A 15,744-nucleotide genomic window follows, 5' to 3' on the forward strand; every position below is an offset into this window, starting at 1 on the left:
TTTCGGAAAGAAGGTTAAATACCTTTATTTTTTAAGAAATGTAAAAGATTACACTTCCGAAATCTAACTTCCTATATCCGAAATAAACGGTATCTGTTTTCGGAAAAATATGCCCCTCGTGCTATTGATTTCTCCAAATAAAAATCAGGTAAGATAAAATCCTACCTGATTAAACTTTCCATTTTCATACTGAGACCTCTCGTTGCCTTGCTGTAATGCCAGCAAAAAGGCGTCGTTGTGCCTCTAGTACTTTTTTCCAATTTTAAAGTTAAAACATTATTATGTATTTTTTACGTATCCTGTCGGTTATGCTATTGAGCACAATCGCATTCATCTCTAATGCCCAGATCACAGGGAAAGTATTTGACAGTGTTACTCATGAGCCTCTAATAGGTGCCAATATTGAAGCTAATGGTGTTGGTGCAGTTACAAATCAACAAGGTCTGTTTAGTCTAAAAAACACGCCAGCAAGCATCACTATTTCTTTTGTTGGTTATAAAAAAACAACGATTTCCACGGCTAATCAAAAGACTATTTCAGTTTCATTAGAGCAAGAAACCCATGATTTACAACAAGTTATAGTAACCGCAAACCGTGAGGCAGGTTTACGAACTGAAGCTCCGATTGCCATTAGTAAATTAACACCAAAGCAAATAGAAGAGGCTAAACCGACGGCTATTTATGAAGTGGTCAACAAAACGCCAGGTGTTTTGATGGTAAACTTAGGTAATGAACAACACTCCATGTCGATTCGCCAGCCTATGACTACCAACGCCTATTATTTGTATATGGAAGATGGCGTTCCTATTCGTCCAATGGGTGTGTTCAATCACAACTCTTTGTTGGAAATGAACCAATTTACGGTAAGCTCAATCGAAGTGGTAAAAGGTCCCGTATCATCTATTTATGGACCTGAAGCTGTTGGTGGAGCTGTAAACTTTATTTCTCAAAGACCTACGGCAGTACCTACTGCACGCGCTGGTATTCAATTTGACCAATGGGGTTTCCGTCGAGTACAATACGGTGCTGGCGCAACAATCGGTAAACTAGGTGTATATGTAGGAGGATTATTATCAGACCAAACTAATTCTTGGATGACAAGCTCTGACTATACTAAAAATGCACAATATGCTCGTTTGGAATACCAAATCAATCCAAAAGCTCGCTTGATTTATACCTTATCGTATGCCAAATACAACTCACAAACAAGTGGTAGTGTCGACAGCGTAGCGTTCTATAATCGTCAATATGTTAGTACCACGGATTTTACGTATCGTAAGGCGTACTCTTTACGTACAAGATTAACATTTGAAAAGGATTGGGTAAAAGGTTCACAAACCTATGTAACCGTTTTTGCAAGAGATAATGAACATGGTCAAAATCCAAGCTACGGTATTCGTTGGACTTCGGGGGCGACTACCGCAAGAGGAGAAATCAACTCAAACAATTTTAGAAGTTTGGGTTTGATTACACAACACACTCAAAAGTTTGATTTTCTTAACTCAAAACTAATCGCAGGAGCAAGTATCGACTATTCTCCTAATGATTATTGGTCGTATCAAATAGACTTGGCGGCGAAATTAAGAGCTGATGGAAAATCAGTAGAGAAATATACCATTACAAAGGAGCGTCCAGATATTAAAATTGCAGATTATAACGCAAAAATCTATAATACAGCTGCTTACTTACAATATGATTTTGAACCAATCCAAAAATTGCATGTATCAGCAGGTTTACGTTATGACAATATGACTTTTGATTACGTAAACAATTTGGACATTGATAAAACCACTGGCTTAGATATTGGAGGTGGAAAAACCTACACCAACGTAACGCCAAAATTGGGATTAACTTATGATCTTGGCAACAGCAAGGGTGTTTATTTCAACTACTCACAAGGCTTTGCTCCTTCTGGGTTGACAGCTATTTTCCGTAAAAGACCAACCCCTGCCGCAAACGGCGATTTGTTCTATTATAACTTGATACCTGCCACATTTACCAATACTGAAATTGGTGGTTGGGCTTCGTTGTTTAAAAATAAAGTATATGTCGACGCATCGATTTACCAAATGGACGGTCGTAACGAATTGTTGAGTATTCGCCAACCCGACAACTCTACAGACTATCAGGCAGCAGGTAAAACTGAACACAAAGGAATAGAATTGGGTATCACCTACCGCCCAAGCCAAGAATTATCTATTCGTGGTGGTGGTACTTACTCGGTACACCGCTTTATCGAATTTACGTTGAGTCAAAAGTCTACAGATGCCATCAAAGATGTAAATGGCAAAGATATGCCTTCAGCTCCTCGCTGGATGTGGAACACCGAAGTGAGCTACTATCCTACATGGTTTAAGGGCTTAAGAACAGCTTTAGAATGGCAACATGTTGGACAATGGTATCAAAACCAAATCAATACAGTGACTTACGGTGGATATGATTTAGTCAACTTCCGTGTTGGTTATCGTTGGAAAGGCTTTGAGGTATTTACTAATATCATGAACGCCACAGACGCACTTTATGCCACAAATGCTACAAGAGGTAACGCTTCTACAGACCGTACCACCTTCACTCCTGCTGCACCACGCACTTTTGTGATGGGAATTCAATACAGTTTTATCGGAAAATAATTCATAAAGAGTTTGGTTGCAGCTTGATATGCTGTAACCAAACTCTTTTCATCTTAAAAGTATCACAATCAGCAACTATGGATATTGAGGATAAAAACACAAAAAGTCAAAAGATGGGGTTCAAAAAATGGGTTCAACGAAATATGTATCGTTGGCATCGTATTATAGGAATTATTGCGCTAGTGCCAACGATATTTTGGACAGCTTCAGGCGTAATGCACCCATTTATGTCCCATTGGTTTAAAACCAAAATTGCCAATGAATTTTATAAAGCGGAAACAGTAAAGAAAACTGATGTCAAATTAAGCGCTGGACAAGTTTTAACACAAAACCAAATCACTTCATTCAAAAATATTCGTTTTGCTAAGTTTGGCAAACAAAGTTATTATCAAGTTAAAGACATCAAAGGTAACTTGCAGTATTTCAACACATTATACGGAAAACCTTTACTAAATGGTGATGTATTATTTGCTGAGCAAATTGCTCGTTTTATGTTGGCAGACTCTACAAGTAAAATTACAAGCATAGAAAAACTTACAGAGTTTACCGAAGAATACCCTTACGTAAACCGAATTTTACCTGCTTACAAAGTATCCTTTGATAGACCAGACAAAATGGATCTTTATGTAGAAACAGAACAAAGTCGCTTTATCGTTTTTAACGATGCTAAAAGAAAAGTTTTTATCAAAATCTTCGATATTTTCCACAACTGGGATTTTCTGAATGCTATAAGTAACAATACCATTCGAATCATTGTGATGATGATTTTTTTAACAATCATCATTGCCTCAGCCATCGGAGGACTAGTGATTTATGGCTTTATGTGGGGAAAATTCAAACCTGCGAAAAAAGAAAATCAAGTAAGTGGTTTTAAAAAATATCACCGTTCTATCGGACTTTGGACAAGTTTTGTCACTTTTACTTTCGCCTTTTCAGGAATCTATCATGCAACAAGGAAATTTACCCCTGATGAAAGACTAAAATATATTAGCGAACCAGTCATTCAAACTCAAGCCATAGCCCAAGATTCATTGGTGAATCTAAAAGGCGTTAGCAATATCTCTTTGGTAAAAATGAATGAACAACTTTATTGGCAACTCATCAAAAAGAACTGGGAGACTAAAGAAACGAGCTTCGAATATCTTACAGTAAATGAGCACAAACCGTTAAAGGATGGTTATAAAGTCTATGCTGAATATCTTGCCAATCAATTTTCAAATCGTGAGGCAAAAGGTGGAGAAGAATGTTGTGAAATGATGGACAACAAATCGTCTTTGTCAGTAAGTGAAACAGATTTAAAGGAGGTTAAAATCATCACTAAATTTGCGGGAGAATACGGCTTTGTCAATAAAAGATTACCTGTTGTTAAATTGGCATACAACACGCCAGAGCATACTACTTATTACATTGAACCTGCCACCAATCGTTTAGCAGCCAAAGTGACCGATGCTGACCGTCGTGAGGGATTTTCGTTTGCTTTCTTGCATAAATACAATGGTTTAGAAAGCCTAGGAAAAGATATCAGAGACGGAGTTATGACTTTCGCAGCCTTTGGGGTATTGGTGGTAAGTATTTTTGGTCTTGCCATTTTTATCAAAACTAAATAATTTTCATTTATCGGCTATCAGATAACTGATAGCCGATTTTTAGGAACATCAACAATCATGCGTATTTATCGAAATATTTACAGTGTTCACAAATGGTTTGGCTTAGTAACAGGAATATTCTTATTACTCCTAGGGGTAAGTGGCTCAATATTAGTCTTCAAAGATGAACTAGAACACATCCTAGACCATACCACTACAAAGGTAGTTCCTACAGGAAAACCTCTTTCATTAGATACTCTATATCATGTGATTGTCAAAGAATATCCTCGATTAGATGGTGCCTCATGGATAAACCCTGTGGCGGCTCCTGATGAGTCATACAAGTTTCGTTTATATCTCAACGATGCCAAACTAATGACATATGATTTGGGTGGCTTGAATATCAACCAATACACAGGACAAATCATCCGAACAGGGCGAAGTGACACTTTTGTGACAGGGTTGATGGATTGGCTATTTCAATTCCATTTCTCTTTCCATTTAGGAATGCCTGGCGCGGCGCTAACAGCCATTATGGGGATTTGTATGCTCATTTCGATAATTACGGGATTGATTGTTTACCGAAAATTTATTCGGAAAGTACTTACTTTCAAAGTGCAAATCAAAACCAAAAACTGGCGTACCATCTCCTCAGACTTACACAGAATTGTCGGGGTTTGGGCGTTACTTTTCAATATAGTGGTTTTTTTCACAGGCTTTTGGATGAATTTATTTGCTTTTGAAACAGACAAGTGGGCAGTAGAAAAAGAATTAGCTTCTCCCAATGCACTTGCAAAAGCTTCAATCGACAAAATGTATCATGAAGCCCGACTAAAAATGCCAGATTTAGTACCGAATTATGTGTATTTCCCAACACAACCCGAAAAGAAATTCAATGTTAGAGGAAATATCGCGGGGCAAAACGCCTTGTTTGCAGGAGGGAATTTTGTCAAATTTGACGCTCAAACAGGAGCGTTCAGCAGTATGGGACGATTTGAAGAAATGGCATTTTGGGACAAAGTCGAAGCCCTGTTTTATCCACTTCATGTGGGAAACTACGGAGGTATTTTACTCAAAATACTTTATGTTATTTTAGGACTCAGCCCTGCCCTATTGTCAATTACAGGGTTTTTGTTGTGGTGGAGAAAAGTGAAAAAATGATGATTATCCGTAGAGACGCAATGCTTTCGTCTAAATATAGGTCATTCTGAATTTAAGTATTTTTCAGAACAAGTCTCTAAACATTTCCGAATAGGGTGCGACCCTATTCGGAATAAAAACACTGAAATTGTAATCATTTACTGGCGTTTAATCAAAAAGGGGTTAGAAAACTTTTTTCTAACCCCTTTTTGATACTATATTTTAGAATGATACCTCATCCTCTCAATCACAACTCGCTAAATCTTAATCGTCAAGGACAATTGCATATTACGCCCGTCCGAAGGCCAAATGCCTGGACCAGGATAGAATAGCGGTCTTTTAGTAAAATAATGCTCGTTTGTAATATTGTTGATATTCAGTTTCAACTGAATCATGTCGCTTAGTCTCAAAGCTGCATTCAAATCCAGAATACCATAGGAAGGAACCAAGCCAATAGCACCACTTGCATTTGGGGTACGTGTATTGAGCGCATCTGCGAATGTTTCAGAAGTGTAGCTATACAAAAGTGTTGAACTAATCGCACCGATGTTGACAGTAAGCCCATTGCGTGTAATTACTGCAGGAACACTCTCAATCTTATTGCCTACCACAGAAATATTCGCATTACCCGTTTTGACTTCACCTGAAACATATTTTCCATCCATGAATGAAGTCGAAGTGAAGATTGATAGAGACGATTTTTTACTCAAATTCCAATCTCCTTGAATGAAAATCTCTAAGCCTTTTGTTTCCGAATTTCCAATATTAGTTCGATAAGTAATAAATGTACCTGTCTCATCAGTAATGCCCAAAGTACCAAAACGATTATCATATCTTAACAAAAATCCTGTCACATCCCATCTCAAAAAGCCTTTTCGACCTCTATAGCCTAATTCAAGGTTGTATCCTTTGGCATCCTTTATATTTTGGTCTACTTTTTCATAAATAGAACTTGGCACTAAATCCTTGAAAATCATAGGTCTGTACATTTGAGAAAAACCGCCGTAAATTTCTCCTATTAAGCTCGGCTTGTAGCTAAAGCTCGCTCCCAACAAAGGATATTGATGCTTGATGGATACAGGAATTTTATTTTCAGGATAATAGCTAATCGTTCCACTCATACGACTCTCTCCCATTTCAACCCGTGCCCCTGCATTGACTTTCAGATTGTTCATAACATAAAAGCTATTCTCTGCATAAATGGCGATATTGTTGGTAGCAAAATGTAAATCTCTGCCCCAAACAGGGTCTACTAAGGTCAAGTCATAGTCATCGCCAGTTGTACCCTTACCCAATTGTGTACGATGCAAATCGTTGGTCATTACCTGCACACCACTTGCCAAATTACTTTCCATATGACCTATTTTGTAATGACTCAAGACACGCAACTCATTGGTAAAACTATTAAAACGGTCAATATCTACCTGACGATTAGCGTATTGTAGAGTCGCACGGTTTAGTGTATCCTGTATGGTCGCTAGTTTATCAAACATCACACTATTTCTAGTTCCGATAACTGCCGAAGAAGTAAACTCTACCGTTGTATTAGCACCCAAACGATAAGTTGCTCTAAACGATGGTACATTGATTGTCGGGCTAAAGTAGTTGCGGGTACGTGTTGCTTGAGTCGGATCAGTAGCAAACATTGCGTCTGTTAATGGCCCTGGGATACGGTATAAATAGCTCGAACGTGCCCATTCTAATCTAAAATTCCATTTTTCATTCGGTGCAAACTGCACCACAGCGCCTTGAGCATTCATATTGGTATGCTCATAATCACGGTATCCGTCTCTTGACTTTTGTAGAAAATAGGTATAATATTTCCACTTTTTGAGTGTTCCGCCCATCGATACATAATTGCTCAATAGATTATAAGAACCCGCCGTCGAAATAGCTTCCAATTCAATCGCTTTATGTTCACTAGCTTGCTTACTGACATAGTTGAGCATCCCGCCAAACTGTGCTCCATATTGCAAAGCACCTGTTCCGCGAACCAGTTCAATACGTTCTACGCTTTCCATAGGTACACTGTAATGACTGGCAGGATAAGCATACATATCTGAGTTGGTAATGACTCCATCTTTGCGAATATTAAACTCCCAACCTCTATGTGGGTCGAGTCCGCGAGTCGAAATATTAACCTGATTGCCCGTTCCATCCATGTCGTACACAAATACACCAGGGACTTTAGCGAATATCTGACGACCCGTTTTGTCGGTAATACTGGCGTTCAATTGAGATACTTTCAGCACTTCGCTTTTCTTACCTTCCATAATATACGTACCTGTAATACCTGACAGGCGACTTATATCCTCGTGAAGACTTTTGCCTTCTACTGTAATGGTTTGTAACTCTTTGGATTTAGTGGAATCAGCGGTTTGAGCATTGGTTTTTAGAGACCAAACAGTTAATAATAATGTAGTTATAGAATATGTTAAATTCATTTCTTCTCGTCAAAATGTAATAGTTCACTTATTGGATAAAAGCATAACTCTCAACTCAATAGATGAGTTGAAAATTAAACAAAATTTTATATTAATTATTTTGTATTTTAATTAACCTATAAATACTGAAAATATCTTATATAAAACCTTAATTATAAGATTTATATATAATAAAACTAACATGATTCATATATTAAAAATACAAATTAATTATAAGTATAACTAAAAACACGGAGGTTTGAGAAGTCTTAAATAATAGGAAAAATGATATGAAGTAGTATAATAAAAGGTCTTTTTTAGCTTAATATAAGAAACACTTATAGACAACGAGACAGTGGGGTAGGTAATACTTGGCAAATATTCTACCAATAAATTTTTACAGAGTTCTAATGCTTTTTGGATTGGCCCTGAGGCTGGTATTTGCCCACTTTCTGATTTAACTTCTTGCGCTATTTGTTTGATTTTTTGCGTAGCTTTTTCATTGAGTTGCAACACTGTTATCAAACTATCATTTCGATAGATTTTTTCCACAACACTATAAAACTTTCCATCGTGTTCTACCAATGCTCTTCCTTCTACCCTATTATGAAAGTCAAAAGTATAAGGCAAAATCATTGGCATACCAACTTCTATTCGCTCAGAAACAACATCTTCTTGTTCAATTTGTGGCGCGTCATGAACTATCAACAAAGCAATACTTTTACTAAAAATAGAATTTAGTAATAATACCAACAAAAATATGCTTGTGAGTGCTCTCAATATTTTTATAGAAATTTTAACAAAAATAACATTTAATCCTTAGCTAGCCAATGATTCAAATCATAAACTCATTTAAAACAAAATTAAAACCTTTCGTTATATTTGTACAAATATAACGAATTTAATGAAAAGAAAGGCTCGGGCTATAATCTGTATCGGTATCCTTGTATTAACGATGGCTTCTGCACTTAAGGAATCTATCCCTCAAGGAGCATACGTTTTAGAATACCCCAAAAACTTTGGTAGCAGATACACCATTCCAACCGACAATCAGATGCGAAGAGAAGTGGTTTATCTAGGTCGAATGCTTTTTTATGAACCGCTGTTATCGGCAAACAATAAAATATCATGCGCTAGCTGTCATCAACAAAGGCTAGCATTTACCGATGGAAAGAGATTGAGTATTGGTGTAAGTGGAAAAACCACCAAACGCAATAGTATGTCACTCGCCAATTTGCTTTGGGTTCGGCAATTGTTTTGGGATGGTAGAGCATCAAACTTAGAAGAACAAGCCATGGGACCACTTACGCATCCTGATGAAATGGCTCAAAGTCTAGCTGTCTCATGCCAAAAGCTTGAAAAGACTAAGGTGTATCCAGCACTATTTTGGGAGGTTTTCCATACAAAAAAGATTACACCCGAACTCATTACAAAATCTATTGCTCAATTTGAAAGAACCCTCATTTCAGCCAATGCCAAATATGACCAATATTTAGCAGGGACAATATCACTTAACCATCAAGAATCTAATGGATTAAAACTTTTTTCAAGCTTACCTCAACCAGAAAATGGCGTTCGTGGTGCTGGCTGCGTTCAGTGCCACGGTGGCGCCAAAACCTATATTGAATTATTCCATAATAATGGGCTTCCGATTGATGAAAGAGATTTGGGGCGTTTTGAAATTACACAAAACACCATTGATAAGGCTAGGTTCAGAGCTCCAACTTTGAGGAATAATGCCCTCACAGCACCCTATATGCACGATGGCAGATTTAAAACGCTTGAAGAGGTTCTTGATCATTACAACGAGCATATCGAAAGTGTTCCGAATTTAAGTCCTTTTTTAAAAAATAACTCGAACGAAAAGAATGGGAAAAATCTTGCGTTAACAGTTCAGGAAAAGCAAGACCTGATTGCTTTTTTACATACACTTACCGACTCAAGTTTTATTCAAAATCCCGCTTTTGCGAATCCTCATAAAATTAACCAACCATGAAAAAATCATTAGTTTTATTATTTGCATTACTACTCTCCTTCTCTATTTCTGCCCAAAAGTTAAGAATCTTCGGAGAAGTACAGCAAGAAATCAACCTCGATGCACAAGCGTTGAGTAAATATCCTTCAGCTAATTTTGAAGTAAAAGACAAAGACCAAAGCAAAACTTATAACGCCGTAGGTGTTTATGAGCTATTCAAAGCCGCTGGTGTTACCTTAGGTAATCAATTACGAGGTGAAAGTTTGTCAAAATACGTCGTTGCCAAAGCCTCTGATGGCTATGAAGTGGTTTTTGCCCTGACAGAATTTGACCCAGAATATACAGATTCTCCTGTCTTGATAGCTCCGAATGATGGGACTTTTAGATTGATTGTTCCAAAAGAAAAACGCCGAGCCAGATGGATTCGAGAATTGGCTTCTCTAGAGATAAAATTCGCTAAATAGTTCTACTCCTTTTTTTACTCAAAAAGAAATCGGTACCATAATCGGTACCGATTCTACAAAATCAATCATTAGTTTATAAATTTCTCCAAGGCCACTCGCCAAGCTTCTAATTCTGGTTTGCCAGGTTTTCTTTTACCAAAAATTAAGGCAATTTGTTGGAAGTTTTCATCAAAAAGCTCCAAACTTGTAACTATTCCGTCGTTGGTTGGTTTCTTCACAAGCCATGCCTCAGCAATATGGTCTTCACGTAAATGTAGGTTGAATTGTGGATCCAAAACGTTGAACCATGGACCCATAGCTACCAGTTTTTGAACCAAGCCTGTATGAATTTGAATACAGCCTTTGCTAGCCACAAAAATCATAATTTCGGTATTGGTACTTGATACTTCTTCTAGCACCTGTTTTACTTGCTCCACCGAAACTTTTTGTGCATATCCTTCTGGTGCATAGGCCAAAGCTTGCTGACGATTTACCCCAAATTTTTGTAATAAGGGGAAAAACTGATGGGTATCTTCTAATTTTAACCAAGCTTCCTGAAAGGCCTCAACATCTAAATCAGGATTGGCGGATGGAGCCACAAATTCAACTTCAGGAATCACCTCCAATATTGATGACTGTTCATTATCGCGAAATGCTGAAACAATATTTTGAAATGCCTCAATATTGCTGCTTTCTTGCAAGAATATTTTGTGGACTGCATTGCCGTTTTCATCAAAAAACTGAAGACTTTTATTCTGAGCGTCAACGGCAAAACCAAATTTCCAATGACTCATAAACAAACGTAGGTCGATATCTTCGCCTAGTACCAAACCAACGTGGTTATTGAATGAGACCTTTTCATATTTTCCTTTGCGTTCGTGCACACAGCTTTCGTTACGAGTCAGCGCCATTACGTATCCCAACGAAGGAATTTGTTTCATCAACTCTCTAAAATCACCACTCAGTCGTACCACGCCTTCGCCAATTGAGGTCGCCAGTAATTCTGCCTCAGAAACGCCCAATTGCTTGGCGGCGTCTCTTATTCTAACTTTAGGATTTTCGTTTTGAAAATTTTGATATATCTCTTTGAGAGAAAGGGTTATACTTGACATATCCTTGCTGTTTTATGATAAATATTTTCTTGAAATGGAATAATAAAGGGATAATCCAATTGGCTATCCTGAAATAATTTTACTTGAATCCCAAAGGTTTCATGAATGGAATCGGGTTGTAAAACCTTTTGTGTGACGCCGTAATCCACGATTTTCCCTTTTTTGAGTAATAGTACCGAATCGGCAAACTGCATTGCCAAATTCAAATCGTGAAGAATCGCGACCACACAGAAACCTCTTTGAGTTAACTCTTTTACTGTTGTCAATAATTGTTGTTGATGAAATAAATCTAACCCTGTTACAGGCTCGTCCAAAAACAGATATTTGGGTTGATCTGACCTATAATTTTTATCAAATAGTGATTCGTAATCGAGCAACTGCACCATGACTTTTGCCAAATACACACGTTGTTGCTCGCCGCCCGATAAAGTATGTACAATACGACTGGCAAGATGGGCGATACCTGTTTGGTCTAAACAGTATTCTACAATAGCTCGGTCTTGGGCGTTGGGCCGAGAAGTAAAATGCGGGTATCGACCCATCATTACCAAATCATCCACTTTGAATTCAAATGCTAGGGTATTTTGCTGTGCTAATACCGCTCTTATCTGGGCTAGTTCATCCGAGCGATAGGTATTTAGGTTACGATGTGCCAGTCTAACTTTACCCTCTCGACATGGCAATTCTTTACTCAATACTTTCAGTAAAGTAGATTTTCCAGCGCCATTAGCACCCATGATTGCCAAGAGTTTTCCACTAGGAAAATCAAAGCTCACCTGACTCAAGAGTTGTCTTTTGTTAATGCTATAATTGATATTTTGAACTTCAATCATGATAAAAAGGGTTTGGGCAATCAGGTTTCGGCTTTCGGCAGAGGGCTTTGGGAAAAAGCATGGCTGTGATTATTAAAAGCATTTTAACACTCTTTGCCTTGTGCCTGTTGCCTAAACAATCTACTACTGCATGAATACTTATTCCGATGACATACATTGACGATATTAAGCTGATTACATTTGTATTCCAATAACTGATATACCAATAACTCAAATTCACCTATCGACGATTTTTGATAAGTATTGCTATAAAACTTGGTGTTCCAACAATGGCGGTGACGATACCAATAGGCAACTCAGCAGGAGCAACAATCGTTCTTGAAATCAAATCTGCCAAAGTCAATAAAATGGCTCCCATCAACGCCGACGCAGGCAACACTATTCGATGGTCGGAGCCCACAAGCATTCGGGTAATATGTGGAATTACCAAACCCACAAACCCAATTGTACCACAAAGCGCTACAGAAATACCAACCCCCAAGGTTGTCAATAAGATAAGTTGAACCTTCAAACGCTTGGCGTTGATGCCTAAATGTTGCGCTTGACCTTCGCCCAAAGCAAAGGCGTTGAGCGATTTCCCTAATCTTGGAATAGCCACCAATGGCAAAAAACATCCTATAGCTCCTACTTGAAGTGTTTCCCAAGTAGCACCACCCAAACTTCCTAATCCCCAAAACTGAATACTTCTTAACTGAGCGTCGTTGGCAAGATACGTCAACAAGCCTGTAATTGCTCCGCATAGAGCATTGATGGCAATTCCTGCTAAAAGCATATTGGAAACGGACGCTTTTCCTTCGACTTTGGATAATTGATATACTCCAAAAGCCGTCAAACAAGCACCCATAAATGACATGATAGACATACCAAACAATCCCAGCATTTGCCATTCACTCAACCAATGAAGTTCTAACACAATCATTGATACCGCAAATAGCGAAGCGCCCGACGAAATACCAATCAGACCTGGGTCAGCCAATGGATTCCGAAAAAGACCTTGAATGGAAGCTCCTGTCATGCCCAATACTGCTCCTATTAGAATCCCCATCAATACTCTAGGCAAGCGAATTACCGTAAGGATTACACTGGCTTGGTCGTTGACAGCACCACTGACAAGTCCTAGCTTTTGACCCAAAATATAACAAACATCACGGAATGATATTGATACTGCACCCAAGCCTGCTGCCCACAAACCAGCGGTGATAAGTACCAATGTCAGACCAAGAAGAATAAGTCCATTTTTGGTAAAAGAGCTTTTTTTTCTTGTCAATATCGTCTCTACAAACCGCATTTCAGCCGAATTATTCATAGATTTAAAGGTTAATTTTTTTATTCAGTTCCAACACTGCTAAGCCCACTCTAGGTCCAAAACCCGTTAACAAGGCTCCGTCCATGGTGATAAACTGCTTTTTCTTTCCTGCATTAGTTTGTGCTACACCAGGAATTTTTAATAATCCCGCTGTGCCATCTATGCTTTCCAAACCCGAATCAAATAGCAGGATATAATCTGGATTTGCTGCTATTAGTGCCTCAGGAGTGAGTGGTTTGAAGTTCTCAAAATCATTAACTGCATTTTGCGCTCCTGCCAATTCTATCAAACTTTTTACCGAAGTACCATTACCTGCTACTGACAGTGCTCCCATGCCTCGTGCATAAATAAACAAGACTTTGGGCGAGGATTTGAGCTTTTTGACTTGTTTCAGCGCAATATCAATCTGCTGTTTTAAACGTTGTGCCTCTACCTTTTTTCCAAAGTATGACGCTACTTCATCAATCAGTTTTTTAGTGCCTTCTACGGTATAGGTTTGAGTAAACATTTGCACTTTTACCCCTGCCGAATTGAATTGCGATTCTACCTCTGGTTTCAAAAAGGAAGTTCCTTTTTCATCCTTCGTTCCAATCACAATGGTAGGTTGTAATGCCAAAGTTGCTTCTGCACCTATACCGCGGTTGTGCCCAACCTTTGGGAGTTTCTCGATTGAGGCTGGATAGTTGGAGGTTACATCCGTGCCAACAATTTGATTTTGTAAACCTAAACCAACCAATATCTCTGTAACAGCGCCACTGATAGAGACGATTCTCGGTGTTTTTGTTTGTGCGAAAAGAGAAATATTGCAAAGCAATAAATATCCTAAAATGAGTTTTTTCATAACTAATAATAAGTGAGTGTTATTTTACCTCTTTATGCTATTGCGCTTTCTTCACTAATTTATATTCAATATTGGGATAGCCTCTTTCACCGCCATCAGCAGATGTAAAGTTTAGGAATTTCAATTTATAGACATTTCCTGCAGCATCTTTTACTACATAGAATCTATCCGTTTTTACACCAACTGTTCCAGTAGTAGCTCTCCAATTGGCTCCAATTACCGAACGGTTATTGCTAAACGTTATTGAACTAATGTTACTTTCAGCAAAGGCATCATAACTGACGGTACTAGTCAACACCTCTGCTGCCTGTACACCAGCCAAATGGTTAATAAAGACTTGGTCAGAGAAATAATAAGGAATATCTGCTGTTGCTGATAATGCTGTTTTGTATAATGCTCCTGTCCATTGGATATCCCATTTTTCTTTGACTGGCTCTACCGAAACTGGACTTGTGCTATCAAAAGAAGTGTACACAAACTGCAATGAAGCATCCTTTGCAATCGTCATAGTTTGATAGTTTGTTTCATTTAGTTTGGCATATTGTAAAGTGTATCCTCCAGATGTGTTTCTCAATACACGTAGTTTTATCAAGTCTTTCTTTGTGGTAGCTCCGCCTGTTCCTCTATTCAAGATATAAACTTTATTATCTGCATCGGTTGCAGAAACTGCGGCTATAACGGTTTTGGTAATATCTCCTGTCACGTCGTCGACTAAAGCAAAATGTGATGTTTCAAAACCTAAAGTCAAGTTTTTGCCAATGGTATCGGCAGCACTTACCTGATTTATATCCGTCTTGGTTGTTGCAATAGCTGTTGCCGCAGTAAGGTTATTAATTTTTACGGAAAAAGAATTTCCTGTATAAAAACCCAAATCCCAAGCAGCACGAGCCACAGCGGTTTGACTATTATTACTAAAATCTACCCATACAGAATTGACTGCCGATGAACCTCCAGTTCCTCCATTGAGTTTGAGGGTTGAACCATCTGATACAATTGCTGTAAATTTCACGGTCAATTCTGCATTTGTTCCCACCAAAACCGAGTTGGTCGTTGAAGCAATTTTTACAGCGAGTGACTCTGAGCCACTCAGAAAAATACCTGCTTTTTTAGTTAGTTTAAAAGATGTCTCGCTGCTTCCTGCTGGAATTTGTAAACTAATCTGGTTATTACTTGCCGCAGGTTCTGTAGTAAACTCGGTTCCGTAGGTAAGCCCTGTTGCTGCCAACTGTAGGGTAACCGAAGTCGCTGATTCTACTGCTCTCGAAAGTTTTACTTTTATCACCGATTCGGTTGTAGCGGCATCAATTCCTTGTTGGGTTGCTTCAAATTGTGCTAAATTATCGGGTAGAGCAATCTCAGTATCTTTGCATGACGATACCACCAAAGCACCGCCTACAAGTAATGCTCCTAATAATTGAGAAAAATACTTCATTGTTTTCTTTTAATTTATGAGAA

At 38.3% G+C, this 15,744-nt stretch carries 12 protein-coding genes; 5 read left to right on the forward strand and 7 right to left on the reverse strand.

Annotated elements, in window-relative coordinates; translation table 11 throughout:
- Window positions 1-281 precede the first annotated feature (281 nt).
- From QM524_RS18665 to QM524_RS18675, 3 genes are all read left to right on the forward strand, one after another.
- Window positions 282-2,630 (forward strand): TonB-dependent receptor, encoded by a 2,349-nt coding sequence (locus QM524_RS18665; RefSeq protein ID WP_388047554.1) that lies wholly within the window; start codon window positions 282-284, stop codon window positions 2,628-2,630.
- A 113-nt stretch (window positions 2,631-2,743) separates the two neighbouring features.
- Window positions 2,744-4,237 carry a PepSY domain-containing protein gene (locus QM524_RS18670; protein ID WP_283345737.1) on the forward strand — a complete coding sequence of 498 codons (1,494 nt, stop codon included), beginning with the start codon at window positions 2,744-2,746 and terminating at the stop codon, window positions 4,235-4,237.
- A 57-nt stretch (window positions 4,238-4,294) separates the two neighbouring features.
- Complete coding sequence (locus QM524_RS18675; protein WP_283345738.1) at window positions 4,295-5,377, forward strand: PepSY-associated TM helix domain-containing protein; 1,083 nt, start codon at window positions 4,295-4,297, stop codon at window positions 5,375-5,377.
- 236 nt (window positions 5,378-5,613) lie between these two features.
- Here the strand turns inward: QM524_RS18675 and QM524_RS18680 are convergent, their stop codons facing one another.
- Together QM524_RS18680 and QM524_RS18685 are read right to left on the reverse strand one after the other, a co-directional pair.
- Window positions 5,614-7,800 (reverse strand): TonB-dependent receptor family protein, encoded by a 2,187-nt coding sequence (locus QM524_RS18680; RefSeq protein WP_283345739.1) that lies wholly within the window; start codon window positions 7,798-7,800, stop codon window positions 5,614-5,616.
- Between the two features lie 222 nt (window positions 7,801-8,022).
- Entirely contained in the window at window positions 8,023-8,559 is a 537-nt protein-coding gene (locus QM524_RS18685) for a hypothetical protein (protein WP_283345740.1), read from the reverse strand.
- Between the two features lie 124 nt (window positions 8,560-8,683).
- On the opposite strand from QM524_RS18685, the gene QM524_RS18690 reads away from it, so the two are divergent.
- Window positions 8,684-9,775 carry a cytochrome-c peroxidase gene (locus QM524_RS18690; protein ID WP_283345741.1) on the forward strand — a complete coding sequence of 364 codons (1,092 nt, stop codon included), beginning with the start codon at window positions 8,684-8,686 and terminating at the stop codon, window positions 9,773-9,775.
- A complete protein-coding gene (locus tag QM524_RS18695) occupies window positions 9,772-10,218 on the forward strand; it encodes a molybdopterin-binding protein (RefSeq protein WP_283345742.1) in 447 nt (148 codons plus the stop codon). Before QM524_RS18690 ends, QM524_RS18695 begins: the two co-directional genes overlap by 4 nt.
- 68 nt (window positions 10,219-10,286) lie before the next feature.
- On the opposite strand, the gene QM524_RS18700 is transcribed toward QM524_RS18695, so the two are convergent.
- The 5 genes from QM524_RS18700 to QM524_RS18720 all read right to left on the reverse strand — a co-directional run bounded on the left by QM524_RS18700 (window position 10,287) and on the right by QM524_RS18720 (window position 15,721).
- The gene (locus QM524_RS18700) at window positions 10,287-11,309 is read right to left on the reverse strand and encodes a hemin-degrading factor (RefSeq protein WP_283345743.1); all 1,023 of its coding nucleotides are present in this window, start codon (window positions 11,307-11,309) and stop codon (window positions 10,287-10,289) included.
- Window positions 11,297-12,142 carry a heme ABC transporter ATP-binding protein gene (locus QM524_RS18705; RefSeq protein ID WP_283345744.1) on the reverse strand — a complete coding sequence of 282 codons (846 nt, stop codon included), beginning with the start codon at window positions 12,140-12,142 and terminating at the stop codon, window positions 11,297-11,299. The genes QM524_RS18700 and QM524_RS18705 overlap by 13 nt, the downstream gene beginning before the upstream one ends.
- A gap of 220 nt (window positions 12,143-12,362) precedes the next feature.
- Window positions 12,363-13,448, reverse strand: a complete 1,086-nt coding sequence (locus tag QM524_RS18710; RefSeq protein WP_283345745.1) for a FecCD family ABC transporter permease — start codon at window positions 13,446-13,448, stop codon at window positions 12,363-12,365.
- Between the two features lie 4 nt (window positions 13,449-13,452).
- Window positions 13,453-14,289 (reverse strand): heme/hemin ABC transporter substrate-binding protein, encoded by an 837-nt coding sequence (locus QM524_RS18715; RefSeq protein ID WP_283345746.1) that lies wholly within the window; start codon window positions 14,287-14,289, stop codon window positions 13,453-13,455.
- A gap of 37 nt (window positions 14,290-14,326) precedes the next feature.
- A complete protein-coding gene (locus QM524_RS18720; RefSeq protein WP_283345747.1) occupies window positions 14,327-15,721 on the reverse strand; it encodes an HmuY family protein in 1,395 nt (464 codons plus the stop codon).
- Window positions 15,722-15,744 lie beyond the last annotated feature (23 nt).

The organism is Flectobacillus roseus, assembly GCF_030056595.1.
GTDB classification, from domain to species: domain Bacteria; phylum Bacteroidota; class Bacteroidia; order Cytophagales; family Spirosomataceae; genus Flectobacillus; species Flectobacillus roseus.